Genomic DNA, 11180 nt, shown 5'->3' on the forward strand with positions numbered 1-11180 from the left:
GCATCCGCGATATGTACGCTGGTGCCATGGCTGATCCATCGTCGTCTCCGTCTCGCCCGCTGTGGGCGAGCGTGGCCGACGGGTTCTACGTCGGCAGTCGGGACGGCACCTTCCTCGGCTACGTCGACCGGCTGGCGGACGGCGCCTGGCGTGCCTTCGATGCCGCGTCACGCGCGATCGGCGACTTCGCCGACCACCACGCCGCCATGGCCGCCGTGACGACGGTCGTGACAGTCGACGGAGGGGCCGGGACGCGCGGAGGGGATGCCGGATGACCGCTCAGAACCCGCTCGTCTCGCTGGTCTATTCCAGCAGTGCCACGCATCCGTTCGGCGACGATCAACTGGCCGAACTCCTGAGCGTGAGCCGCAGCCGGAACAGTGCGCGCGACATCACCGGGATGCTGCTGTACCGACGTGGCGAGTTCGTCCAGATCCTCGAAGGTGCGCGGTCGGATGTCGAGAGCCTGATGGCGACGATCGGCAGGGACCCTCGACACCGCGACATCCGGGTGCTCCTGGAAGAGCCGCTGCATGAGCGTCGGTTCGCGGAGTGGACGATGGGGTACCAGTCGCTCGCCGCCGCGGAGCCCGCGATGGCGGAGGGATACCGCGACTCGTTCGATGACCTCCGTGCGGGCGATCACGACATGATCGGACGGGCGATCATGGAGCTCACGCTGTGGTTCCGCGTGCGCGAGTCCGTGGGGTGAAGCCCGAGCCCTGGCGGGCATCACGACTGATCGAGGACGGCGCGGAGCTTCGCGGCGAACGCCTCCGGCTGGCCGGCGTACCCGAACTCGCCACCCATGAATCCGCCGTGATGGCTGGGGAAGACGGTCGCCTCCTGGCCGAGCTCCTTCGCGAGGGCCACCGCCGTGCGGCCGGTGTAGACCGCGAGGGATTCCTCTCCGACGGCGACCACGATCCGTGTGGGGGAGGCCCTCAGTGCATCGAGGTCCGGCGTGTAGAGCGGCACCGCCCATGAGCGGTCCGAGAGCAGCGGGTCGTCGCGCGAGCCGTCGTCCTCGGTCGGCAGCCCGAATGCCGCGGGGTCGGGCGCCGGCTGGGCGAAGTACTCGTCGGTCAACTCGCCCTCCCACGCGGTGAGGGCGATGAACCCTGCCATCCCGGCACCCCAGCCGCGCGCCTGGTACAGCTGCGTGTACGCGATCCTGGCGCGATGGACGGCATCCGCATCGGGGAGCACCGCATCGATCGGCGGTTCATGGGCGACGAGGGTCACGACGTCATCCGGATGCGCTGTGAGGAGAGCGAGCGCGGTCACCGCCCCGCCGCTGCTCCCGAACAGGTCGACCGGACCCACTCCGAGAGCCTCGATGATCGCGTGCACATCCTCGGACTGCGCCTCCGGCTCATTCGTCACTTCGCCGTCGGTGCGACGGCTCCGACCGAGGCCCCGCGGGTCGTACGTCACTACCGTGCGGTCATCGAAGAGCTTCACCTGAGCCTGGAAGCCGCTGGCGTCCATCGGCTGGCCGATCATCAGCAGGGGAGGCCGACCGTCAGCGGTGGGGAGCGGCCCGTGGACGTCGTAGACCAGCTCCGCTCCGGGTAGCTCCAGCGTGTGCTGCGTCATGGAAGACCTCCGAGGGGACGATGTCCGTGCATCTTCCCAGGCCGCGGACGAGGTGTCCACCTCTCCCGAAAGTCGCTCTTCCTTGGAAGACTCGACCCATGGTGTTCATCGGTTTTCATGCGTCGCACGAGCAGATCGCACCGAGCGCCCTGCTGGATGCCGTCATCGGCGCCGAGCGCGCGGGGTTCGACGGAGCGATGTGCTCCGACCACCTCGCGCCCTGGACGCGGGCACAGGAGAATCGGGATTCGCGCTGAGCTGGATCGCCGCCGCGCTCGCGTGCACCGACTTCTCCATCGGCATGGTCAACGCGCCGGGCCAGCGGTATCACCCGGTCATGATCGCGCAGGCGTTCGCGACACTCGAGGAGATGTTCCCCGGCCGCTTCTGGGCGGCGATGGGCAGCGGCGAGGCGGTCAACGAGCACGTCACCGGCGAGGGATGGCCGGCCAAGAGCATCCGCAACGAGCGGCTGAGAGAGAGCGTCGACGTCATCCGTCGCCTGATCGCCGGCGAGGAGGTCGACCACGAGGGGTTGGTGCGCGTGCACCGTGCCCGGGTGTGGAGCCGGCCTGCGGAACCGCCGCCCCTGTTCGCGACGGCGGTGAGCGCCGAGACCGCCGAGTGGGCCGCGTCGTGGGCGCAGGGTCTCGCGACGGTCGCGCAGGAACCCGCCGCTCTGCCGCCGCGCCGTCGAGGCCTACCGCGGTGCGGGAGGCGCGGGCCCCTGCATCCTGCAGGTGCATCTCAGCCTGGCCGAGAGCGATGACGCGGCGTTCGCCATCGCCCGCGACCAGTGGCAGAACGGGCTGCTGTCGCCACCGGTCACCTGGGATCTCGAGCAGCCGGAGGACTTCGAGGCCGCGGTCGCCGGGCTCGACCTGGAGGATCTGCGAAAGTCCGTCCTCGTCGATCACGACACCTCGTCGCTCGCTGACCGCATCGCCGAGCTCGTCGAGATCGGCTTCGACCGTGTCTATCTGCACCACGTGGGCACCGAGCAGGCAGGGTTCCTGGACGCCGCGGCATCCGAGCTGATCCCCGCCCTGAAGGAGCGACTGTGAAGATCACCGACACCAGCGACCTCTGGTGGAAGACCGCCGTCATCTACTGCCTCGACGTCGAGACCTTCCTCGATTCGAACGGCGACGGGGTCGGCGACCTGCAGGGGCTCTCGCAGCGCATCGACTACCTGGCGCAGCTCGGCGTCACCTGCCTCTGGCTGATGCCGTTCTACCCGACTCCCGATCGCGACGACGGCTACGACGTCAGCGACTTCTACGGCATCGACCCTCGTCTCGGCAACCACGGCGATCTGGTCGAGGTGATCCGCACCGCACGGGATCGTGGGATGCGCGTGATCGTCGACCTGGTCATCAACCACACCTCCGACCGGCATCCGTGGTTCGTCTCCGCTCTGCGCAGCGTCGATTCGCCCTACCGCGACTACTACGTCTGGCGCTCTGACGCGCCGCCGAAGGGCCAGAAAGAACGCCGTCTTCCCCGGACAGGCCAACGGGATCTGGGGCAAGGACGAGAAGTCAGGGCAGTGGTACCAGCACAGCTTCTACGAGCACCAGCCCGACCTGAACCTTGCCAATCCGCGCGTGCGAGACGAGATCGCCAAGATCATCGGTTTCTGGCTGCAGCTGGGCATCTCCGGGTTCCGGGTCGACGCTGTTCCCTTCCTCCTCGAGATCCCGGAGGGGGTGGACATCCCCGAGCCGCACGACATGCTGCGTGACATCCGGCGGTTCCTGCAGCGGCGGTCGAGTGAGGCGATCCTCCTCGGCGAGGTGAACCTGCCGTACGAGACGCAGGTGGAGTACTTCGGTGGGGAGAACGGCGACGAGCTCACCATGCAGTTCGACTTCGTCGGGATGCAGGCGCTGTATCTCTCGTTCGCGCGCCAGGATCCGGCTCCTCTTATCGCCGCACTGCGGGATCGTCCCGTGCTCGGACCCGAGGTGCAGTGGGCGAACTTCCTGCGCAATCACGACGAGCTCACCCTCGACAAGCTCAGCGACGCCGAGAGGCAGGAGGTGTTCGAGGCCTTCGCGCCGGATGAGCGCCAGCGCGTCTTCGGCGCGGGATCACCCGGCGGCTGCCCCCGATGCTCGGCGGCGACCCCCGCCGCATCCGCATGGCCTACAGCCTGCTGTTCACGCTGCCCGGCACGCCGGTGCTGTTCTACGGCGAGGAGATCGGCATGGGCGAGAACGCCGAGATCTCCGGACGTGAGGCCGTGCGGACGCCGATGCAGTGGTCGGCCTCCCGCAACGGCGGATTCTCGGATGCCGCCCCGCGCCGCCTCACGGCCAAGCCGCCGTCCGACGGCTACGCGCCCGAGCACGTGAACGTCGCCGCCCAGCTCGTCGATCCGGACTCACTGCTCTACTTCGTCCGCGCCCTCACCTCGCGCTACCGCATCTCGCCGGAGCTCGGATGGGGCACGTTCGAGGTCGTCGACCAGCCGGCCGACTCGCTTCTCGTGCACTCGCTCACGGCAGACGTCGGCCGGGTCATCGCCCTCCACAACTTCGCGGAGGTGCCGGTGACGACGACGTTCCGAGTGGCCGACGAGCCGGACGGCACCACCCTGCTCGACCTGCTCGAGCCCTCGCACATCCCCCTCGGCCCGACGGCGCGGTGGAGCTGGAGGTCGCGGCGTACGGCTATCGCTGGCTGCGGGTCTCACGGCCCGGCGACGGCCGGGTCGTCTGAGGACCGAGAGACCTCGGGCTACCAAGCCCGAACGCTGACGCGACCCTGCACGCGTCAGGCCTTCGCCGTACCATCCGAGCGAGCCCGCACCCTCGACATCTTGACAGTCCTGAGTTTTGTATACAGAATACCAACAGGTCTGAAGGCGTTTCTTCCAATGATGAAAGAGGTAGCGAGATGGCACGTGCGAACCTGAAGCGATACCTGGCTCTGGGCGCAGCCGGCGCTCTGGCTCTGGGGCTCTCGGCATGCAGCGGAAGGCGGCGGGGGAGGCGGCGGCGTCGACGCCGACGGCAACGCGACGGTGGTGTGGTCGACCTGGGGGACGGCCGACGAGCTCACCCGCTACGAGGAGTTCAACAAGGACTTCATGAAGCGCCACCCCGACATCAAGGTCACGCTGCAGCCCGTCGCGGACTACGGCGAACTACCACTCCAAGCTGCTCGCGCAGCTCACGAGCAACACGGCTCCCGACGTCTTCTACGTGGGCGACGACAAGATCGGCCAGTTCGTCGACTCGAAGCGGCTGATGCCGCTGGGCGAGCTCATGGAGTCGAAGGAGAGCAAGACCAAGAAGGACGACTTCTTTCCCCGGCCTCTTCGGAGCGGCCGAGCTCGACGGCGAGGTGTACGCCGCCCGAACGACTCGAACCCCGACGTGTTCTGGTACGACAAGAAGGCGCTCGAGGCGGCTGGCATCACCGAAGATCCGGCGACCCTCGCCGAGAGCGGCGAGTGGACGACCGACAAGTTCCTCGAGATGAACGAGAAGCTGCACGACGCCGGCCTCACCGGAACGATGTACTGGAACTACTGGGCCACGCACTGGAGCTGGCTCTCGTCTCAGGGGCTCGACGCTCCCTTATGGACGAGTCCGGGGGCGTTCGGTCGCCCCACGAGGACTCCGGAGACGGTCGAGTCCGTGCAGCAGCTCGGCCGATCTGTTTCCAGGACGGCACGTTCGTTCGTGGCCGGACTCCCTGCCCGACGGCGCGGGTGCCGACAGTGGTCTTTCGTCACGCACGAAGGCGGGCTTCTTCGTGCAGGGTCGCTACACGATCCGGCACGGGTCGACGCCACGGGCGAGCAGGGACAGCTACGACATCGTGCCGTGGCCGACCGGCCCGACGGCGAGGCTGCGCCCACCGGAGTCGCGACGGAGCTTCCTCGCGATCAACGTCCTGGCCCTCGAGCGTGAGAGGAACTCGGTCCAGAACGTGAAGGCCGCATCCTTCACCTTGGTCTTGCCGTTGATCGCGAGGAAGCTCGTCGCGACTCCGGTGGCGCAGCCTCGCCGTCGGCGTCGGCCACGGCACGATGTCGTAGCTGTCCTGCTCGCCCGTGGCGTCGACCGTGCCGATCGTGTAGCGACCCTGCACGAAGAAGCCCGCCTTGTGCGTGACGAAGACACTGTCGGCACCCGCGCCGTCGGGCAGGGAGTCGGCCACGACGAACGTGCCGTCCTGGAACAGATCGCCGAGCTGCTGCACGGACTCGACCGTCTCGGAGTCCTCGTGGGCGACGAACGCCCCGGACTCGTCATAGGGAGCGTCGAGCCCCTGAGACGAGAGCCAGCTCCAGTGCGTGGCCCAGTAGTTCCAGTACATCGTTCCGGTGAGGCCGGCGTCGTGCAGCTTCTCGTTCATCTCGAGGAACTTGTCGGTCGTCCACTCGCCGCTCTCGGCGAGGTTCGCCGGATCTTCGGTGATGCCAGCCGCCTCGAGCGCCTTCTTGTCGTACCAGAAACACGTCGGGGTTCGAGTCGTTCGGGGCGGCGTACACCTCGCGTCGAGCTCGGCCGCTCCGAAGAGGCCGGGAAGAAGTCGTCCTTCTTGTCTTGCTCTCCTTCGACTCCATGAGCTCGCCCAGCGGCATCAGCCGCTTCGAGTCGACGAACTGCCGATCTTGTCGTCGCCCACGTAGAAGACGTCGGAGCCGTGTTGCTCGTGAGCTGCGCGAGCAGCTTGGAGTGGTAGTCGCCGTAGTCGCGACGGCTGCAGCGTGACCTTGATGTCGGGGTGGCGCTTCATGAAGTCCTTGTTGAACTCCTCGTAGCGGGTGAGCTCGTCGGCCGTCCCCAGGTCGACCACACCACCGTCGCGTTGCCGTCGGCGTCGACGCCGCCGCCTCCCCCGCCGCCTCCGCTGCATGCCGAGAGCCCCAGAGCCAGAGCGCCGGCTGCGCCCAGAGCCAGGTATCGCTTCAGGTTCGCACGTGCCATCTCGCTACCTCTTTCATCATTGGAAGAAAACGCCTTCAGACCTGTTGGTATTCTGTATACAAAACTCAGGACTGTCAAGATGTCGAGGGTGCGGGCTCGCTCGGATGGGTACGGCGAAGGCCTGACGCGTGCAGGGTCGCGTCAGCGTTCGGGCTTGGTAGCCCGAGGTCTCTCGGTCCTCAGACGACCCGGCCGTCGCCGGGCCGTGAGACCCGCAGCCAGCGATAGCCGTACGCCGCGACCTCCAGCTCCACCGCGCCGTCGGGGCCGAGGGGATGTGCGAGGGCTCGAGCAGGTCGAGCAGGGTGGTGCCGTCCGGCTCGTCGGCCACTCGGAACGTCGTCGTCACCGGCACCTCCGCGAAGTTGTGGAGGGCGATGACCCGGCCGACGTCTGCCGTGAGCGAGTGCACGAGAAGCGAGTCGGCCGGCTGGTCGACGACCTCGAACGTGCCCCATCCGAGCTCCGGCGAGATGCGGTAGCGCGAGGTGAGGGCGCGGACGAAGTAGAGCAGTGAGTCCGGATCGACGAGCTGGGCGGCGACGTTCACGTGCTCGGGCGCGTAGCCGTCGGACGGCGGCTTGGCCGTGAGGCGGCGCGGGGCGGCATCCGAGAATCCGCCGTTGCGGGAGGCCGACCACTGCATCGGCGTCCGCACGGCCTCACGTCCGGAGATCTCGGCGTTCTCGCCCATGCCGATCTCCTCGCCGTAGAACAGCACCGGCGTGCCGGGCAGCGTGAACAGCAGGCTGTAGGCCATGCGGATGCGGCGGGGGTCGCCGCCGAGCATCGGGGGCAGCCGCCGGGTGATCCGCGCCGAAGACGCGCTGGCGCTCATCCGGCGCGAAGGCCTCGAACACCTCCTGCCTCTCGGCGTCGCTGAGCTTGTCGAGGGTGAGCTCGTCGTGATTGCGCAGGAAGTTCGCCCACTGCACCTCGGGTCCGAGCACGGGACGATCCCGCAGTGCGGCGATAAGAGGAGCCGGATCCTGGCGCGCGAACGAGAGATACAGCGCCTGCATCCCGACGAAGTCGAACTGCATGGTGAGCTCGTCGCCGTTCTCCCACCGAAGTACTCCACCTGCGTCTCGTACGGCAGGTTCACCTCGCCGAGGAGGATCGCCTCACTCGACCGCCGCTGCAGGAACCGCCGGATGTCACGCAGCATGTCGTGCGGCTCGGGGATGTCCACCCCCTCCGGGATCTCGAGGAGGAAGGGAACAGCGTCGACCCGGAACCCGGAGATGCCCAGCTGCAGCCAGAAACCGATGATCTTGGCGATCTCGTCTCGCACGCGCGGATTGGCAAGGTTCAGGTCGGGCTGGTGCTCGTAGAAGCTGTGCTGGTACCACTGCCCTGACTTCTCGTCCTTGCCCCAGATCCCGTTGGCCTGTCCGGGGAAGACGGCGTTCTTCTGCCCTTCGGCGGCGCGTCAGAGCGCCAGACGTAGTAGTCGCGGTAGGGCGAATCGACGCTGCGCAGAGCGGAGACGAACCACGGATGCCGGTCGGAGGTGTGGTTGATGACCAGGTCGACGATCACGCGCATCCCACGATCCCGTGCGGTGCGGATCACCTCGACCAGATCGCCGTGGTTGCCGAGACGAGGGTCGATGCCGTAGAAGTCGCTGACGTCGTAGCCGTCGTCGCGATCGGGAGTCGGGTAGAACGGCATCAGCCAGAGGCAGGTGACGCCGAGCTGCGCCAGGTAGTCGATGCGCTGCGAGAGCCCCTGCAGGTCGCCGACCCCGTCGCCGTTCGAATCGAGGAAGGTCTCGACGTCGAGGCAGTAGATGACGGCGGTCTTCCACCAGAGGTCGCTGGTGTCGGTGATCTTCACAGTCGCTCCTTCAGGGCGGGATCAGCTCGGATGCCGCGGCGTCCAGGAACCCTGCCTGCTCGGTGCCCACGTGGTGCAGATAGACACGGTCGAAGCCGATCTCGACGAGCTCGGCGATGCGGTCAGCGAGCGACGAGGTGTCGTGATCGACGAGGACGGACTTTCGCAGATCCTCCAGGTCGAGCCCGGCGACCGCGGCCTCGAAGTCCTCCGGCTGCTCGAGATCCCAGGTGACCGGTGGCGACAGCAGCCCGTTCTGCCACTGGTCGCGGGCGATGGCGAACGCCGCGTCATCGCTCTCGGCCAGGCTGAGATGCACCTGCAGGATGCAGGGGCCCGCGCCTCCCGCACCGCGGTAGGCCTCGACGGCGCGGCGCAGAGCGGCGGGTTCCTGCGCGACCGTCGCGAGACCCTGCGCCCACGACGCGGCCCACTCGGCGGTCTCGGCGCTCACCGCCGTCGCGAACAGGGGCGGCGGTTCCGCAGGCCGGCTCCACACCCGGGCACGGTGCACGCGCACCAACCCCTCGTGGTCGACCTCCTCGCCGGCGATCAGGCGACGGATGACGTCGACGCTCTCTCTCAGCCGCTCGTTGCGGATGCTCTTGGCCGGCCATCCCTCGCCGGTGACGTGCTCGTTGACCGCCTCGCCGCTGCCCATCGCCGCCCAGAAGCGGCCGGGGAACATCTCCTCGAGTGTCGCGAACGCCTGCGCGATCATGACCGGGTGATACCGCTGGCCCGGCGCGTTGACCATGCCGATGGAGAAGTCGGTGCACGCGAGCGCGGCGGCGATCCAGCTCAGCGCGAATCCCGATTCTCCCTGTGCCCGCGTCCAGGGCGCGAGGTGGTCGGAGCACATCGCTCCGTCGAACCCCGCGCGCTCGGCGCCGATGACGGCATCCAGCAGGGCGCTCGGTGCGATCTGCTCGTGCGACGCATGAAAACCGATGAACACCATGGGTCGAGTCTTCCAAGGAAGAGCGACTTTCGGGAGAGGTGGACACCTCGTCCGCGGCCTGGGAAGATGCACGGACATCGTCCCCTCGGAGGTCTTCCATGACGCAGCACACGCTGGAGCTACCCGGAGCGGAGCTGGTCTACGACGTCCACGGGCCGCTCCCCACCGCTGACGGTCGGCCTCCCCTGCTGATGATCGGCCAGCCGATGGACGCCAGCGGCTTCCAGGCTCAGGTGAAGCTCTTCGATGACCGCACGGTAGTGACGTACGACCCGCGGGGCCTCGGTCGGAGCCGTCGCACCGACGGCGAAGTGACGAATGAGCCGGAGGCGCAGTCCGAGGATGTGCACGCGATCATCGAGGCTCTCGGAGTGGGTCCGGTCGACCTGTTCGGGAGCAGCGGCGGGGCGGTGACCGCGCTCGCTCTCCTCACAGCGCATCCGGATGACGTCGTGACCCTCGTCGCCCATGAACCGCCGATCGATGCGGTGCTCCCCGATGCGGATGCCGTCCATCGCGCCAGGATCGCGTACACGCAGCTGTACCAGGCGCGCGGCTGGGGTGCCGGGATGGCAGGGTTCATCGCCTCACCGCGTGGGAGGGCGAGTTGACCGACGAGTACTTCGCCCAGCCGGCGCCCGACCCGCGGCATTCGGGCTGCCGACCGAGGACGACGGCTCGCGCGACGACCCGCTGCTCTCGGACCGCTCATGGGCGGTGCCGCTCTACACGCCGGACCTCGATGCACTGAGGGCCTCCCCCACACGGATCGTGGTCGCCGTCGGAGAGGAATCCCTCGCGGTCTACACCGGCCGCACGGCGGTGGCCCTCGCGAAGGAGCTCGGCCAGGAGGCGACCGTCTTCCCCAGCCATCACGGCGGATTCATGGGTGGCGAGTTCGGGTACGCCGGCCAGCCGGAGGCGTTCGCCGCGAAGCTCCGCGCCGTCCTCGATCAGTCGTGATGCCCGCCAGGGCTCGGGCTTCACCCCACGGACTCGCGCACGCGGAACCACAGCGTGAGCTCCATGATCGCCCGTCCGATCATGTCGTGATCGCCCGCACGGAGGTCATCGAACGAGTCGCGGTATCCCTCCGCCATCGCGGGCTCCGCGGCGGCGAGCGACTGGTACCCATCGTCCACTCCGCGAACCGACGCTCATGCAGCGGCTCTTCCAGGAGCACCCGGATGTCGCGGTGTCGAGGGTCCCTGCCGATCGTCGCCATCAGGCTCTCGACATCCGACCGCGCACCTTCGAGGATCTGGACGAACTCGCCACGTCGGTACAGCAGCATCCCGGTGATGTCGCGCGCACTGTTCCGGCTGCGGCTCACGCTCAGGAGTTCGGCCAGTTGATCGTCGCCGAACGGATGCGTGGCACTGCTGGAATAGACCAGCGAGACGAGCGGGTTCTGAGCGGTCATCCGGCATCCCCTCCGCGCGTCCCGGCCCCTCCGTCGACTGTCACGACCGTCGTCACGGCGGCCATGGCGGCGTGGTGGTCGGCGAAGTCGCCGATCGCGCGTGACGCGGCATCGAAGGCACGCCAGGCGCCGTCCGCCAGCCGGTCGACGTAGCCGAGGAAGGTGCCGTCCCGACTGCCGACGTAGAACCCGTCGGCCACGCTCGCCCACAGCGGGCGAGACGGAGACGACGATGGATCAGCCATGGCACCAGCGTACATATCGCGGATGCGGTGGGCTCCGAATCATCCTCCAGAGTGATGCCGATGCATCGCGCGCACGATGCCGCGGCGAGCCGCTCCGGCGAAGCTGGACTCATGAACACTCGCACCCTCGTCGCCGTCCCCGCCCTGTTCCTCGCGGGGGCACTCGC

The 11180-nt window shown here is 68.1% G+C and carries 14 protein-coding genes and 3 pseudogenes; 9 read left to right on the plus strand and 8 right to left on the minus strand.

What is annotated here, in order from left to right; translation table 11 throughout:
• Positions 1–26 precede the first annotated feature (26 nt).
• Both BLW44_RS00175 and BLW44_RS00180 read left to right on the plus strand, forming a co-directional pair.
• Entirely contained in the window at positions 27–275 is a 249-nt protein-coding gene (locus tag BLW44_RS00175; protein WP_060928228.1) for a hypothetical protein, read from the plus strand.
• A complete protein-coding gene (locus tag BLW44_RS00180) occupies positions 272–712 on the plus strand; it encodes a BLUF domain-containing protein (protein WP_060928218.1) in 441 nt (146 codons plus the stop codon). The genes BLW44_RS00175 and BLW44_RS00180 overlap by 4 nt, the downstream gene beginning before the upstream one ends.
• Positions 713–732: 20 nt before the next feature.
• Here BLW44_RS00180 and BLW44_RS00185 read toward each other — a convergent pair whose 3' ends face one another.
• The gene (locus BLW44_RS00185; RefSeq protein WP_060928217.1) at positions 733–1599 is read right to left on the minus strand and encodes an alpha/beta fold hydrolase; all 867 of its coding nucleotides are present in this window, start codon (positions 1597–1599) and stop codon (positions 733–735) included.
• A 98-nt stretch (positions 1600–1697) separates the two neighbouring features.
• On the opposite strand from BLW44_RS00185, the gene BLW44_RS18490 reads away from it, so the two are divergent.
• From BLW44_RS18490 to BLW44_RS18610, 5 genes and pseudogenes are all read left to right on the plus strand, one after another.
• Complete coding sequence (locus tag BLW44_RS18490; RefSeq protein ID WP_338061371.1) at positions 1698–1856, plus strand: hypothetical protein; 159 nt, start codon at positions 1698–1700, stop codon at positions 1854–1856.
• A complete protein-coding gene (locus BLW44_RS18495; RefSeq protein ID WP_338061372.1) occupies positions 1799–2368 on the plus strand; it encodes an LLM class flavin-dependent oxidoreductase in 570 nt (189 codons plus the stop codon). Before BLW44_RS18490 ends, BLW44_RS18495 begins: the two co-directional genes overlap by 58 nt.
• Positions 2340–2663, plus strand: coding sequence for a hypothetical protein (locus tag BLW44_RS18500; RefSeq protein ID WP_338061373.1), 324 nt, complete (start codon positions 2340–2342; stop codon positions 2661–2663). Before BLW44_RS18495 ends, BLW44_RS18500 begins: the two co-directional genes overlap by 29 nt.
• Positions 2660–4323 (plus strand): annotated as a pseudogene (locus BLW44_RS00195) (alpha-amylase family protein). Before BLW44_RS18500 ends, BLW44_RS00195 begins: the two are co-directional and overlap by 4 nt.
• 440 nt (positions 4324–4763) lie before the next feature.
• Positions 4764–5522 carry an extracellular solute-binding protein gene (locus tag BLW44_RS18610; protein WP_083389560.1) on the plus strand — a complete coding sequence of 253 codons (759 nt, stop codon included), beginning with the start codon at positions 4764–4766 and terminating at the stop codon, positions 5520–5522.
• Positions 5523–5676: 154 nt separating this feature from the next.
• Here the strand turns inward: BLW44_RS18610 and BLW44_RS18615 are convergent.
• The 5 genes and pseudogenes from BLW44_RS18615 to BLW44_RS00220 form a co-directional block, all read right to left on the minus strand.
• Positions 5677–6033 (minus strand): annotated as a pseudogene (locus BLW44_RS18615) (sugar ABC transporter substrate-binding protein); the annotation flags it as partial.
• A 165-nt stretch (positions 6034–6198) separates the two neighbouring features.
• Positions 6199–6414 (minus strand): hypothetical protein, encoded by a 216-nt coding sequence (locus BLW44_RS00210; RefSeq protein WP_074731482.1) that lies wholly within the window; start codon positions 6412–6414, stop codon positions 6199–6201.
• Between the two features lie 147 nt (positions 6415–6561).
• A complete protein-coding gene (locus tag BLW44_RS18700) occupies positions 6562–7335 on the minus strand; it encodes an alpha-amylase family glycosyl hydrolase (protein WP_476703352.1) in 774 nt (257 codons plus the stop codon).
• A gap of 330 nt (positions 7336–7665) precedes the next feature.
• Positions 7666–8384 (minus strand): annotated as a pseudogene (locus BLW44_RS18705) (alpha-amylase family glycosyl hydrolase); the annotation flags it as partial.
• A gap of 10 nt (positions 8385–8394) precedes the next feature.
• Positions 8395–9345: a TIGR03885 family FMN-dependent LLM class oxidoreductase gene (locus tag BLW44_RS00220; protein ID WP_074731484.1), complete on the minus strand. Its 951-nt coding sequence runs from the start codon at positions 9343–9345 to the stop codon at positions 8395–8397.
• A 98-nt stretch (positions 9346–9443) separates the two neighbouring features.
• Between BLW44_RS00220 and BLW44_RS18120 the strand changes: the two genes are divergently transcribed.
• The gene (locus BLW44_RS18120; protein WP_254775097.1) at positions 9444–9956 is read left to right on the plus strand and encodes an alpha/beta fold hydrolase; all 513 of its coding nucleotides are present in this window, start codon (positions 9444–9446) and stop codon (positions 9954–9956) included.
• Positions 9940–10308: a hypothetical protein gene (locus BLW44_RS18125; protein ID WP_254775098.1), complete on the plus strand. Its 369-nt coding sequence runs from the start codon at positions 9940–9942 to the stop codon at positions 10306–10308. The genes BLW44_RS18120 and BLW44_RS18125 overlap by 17 nt, the downstream gene beginning before the upstream one ends.
• A gap of 79 nt (positions 10309–10387) precedes the next feature.
• Here BLW44_RS18125 and BLW44_RS00230 read toward each other — a convergent pair whose 3' ends face one another.
• Both BLW44_RS00230 and BLW44_RS00235 read right to left on the minus strand, forming a co-directional pair.
• Positions 10388–10768, minus strand: coding sequence for a BLUF domain-containing protein (locus tag BLW44_RS00230; RefSeq protein WP_254775099.1), 381 nt, complete (start codon positions 10766–10768; stop codon positions 10388–10390).
• The gene (locus BLW44_RS00235; protein WP_060928228.1) at positions 10765–11013 is read right to left on the minus strand and encodes a hypothetical protein; all 249 of its coding nucleotides are present in this window, start codon (positions 11011–11013) and stop codon (positions 10765–10767) included. The genes BLW44_RS00230 and BLW44_RS00235 overlap by 4 nt, the downstream gene beginning before the upstream one ends.
• Between the last annotated feature and the right edge of the window lie 167 nt (positions 11014–11180).

Source organism: Microbacterium hydrocarbonoxydans (assembly GCF_900105205.1).
In the GTDB taxonomy this organism is placed as follows: Bacteria; Actinomycetota; Actinomycetes; order Actinomycetales; family Microbacteriaceae; genus Microbacterium; species Microbacterium hydrocarbonoxydans.

Coding starts and splice junctions, on each gene's coding strand:
- BLW44_RS00175 (WP_060928228.1), top strand. CDS start 27: ATGGCTGATCCATCGTCGTCTCCGTCTCGCCCGCTGTGGGCGAGCGTG.
- BLW44_RS00180 (WP_060928218.1), top strand. CDS start 272: ATGACCGCTCAGAACCCGCTCGTCTCGCTGGTCTATTCCAGCAGTGCC.
- BLW44_RS00185 (WP_060928217.1), bottom strand. CDS start 1,599: ATGACGCAGCACACGCTGGAGCTACCCGGAGCGGAGCTGGTCTACGAC.
- BLW44_RS18490 (WP_338061371.1), top strand. CDS start 1,698: ATGGTGTTCATCGGTTTTCATGCGTCGCACGAGCAGATCGCACCGAGC.
- BLW44_RS18700 (WP_476703352.1), bottom strand. CDS start 7,335: ATGCTCGGCGGCGACCCCCGCCGCATCCGCATGGCCTACAGCCTGCTG.
- BLW44_RS00220 (WP_074731484.1), bottom strand. CDS start 9,345: ATGGTGTTCATCGGTTTTCATGCGTCGCACGAGCAGATCGCACCGAGC.
- BLW44_RS18120 (WP_254775097.1), top strand. CDS start 9,444: ATGACGCAGCACACGCTGGAGCTACCCGGAGCGGAGCTGGTCTACGAC.
- BLW44_RS00230 (WP_254775099.1), bottom strand. CDS start 10,768: ATGACCGCTCAGAACCCGCTCGTCTCGCTGGTCTATTCCAGCAGTGCC.
- BLW44_RS00235 (WP_060928228.1), bottom strand. CDS start 11,013: ATGGCTGATCCATCGTCGTCTCCGTCTCGCCCGCTGTGGGCGAGCGTG.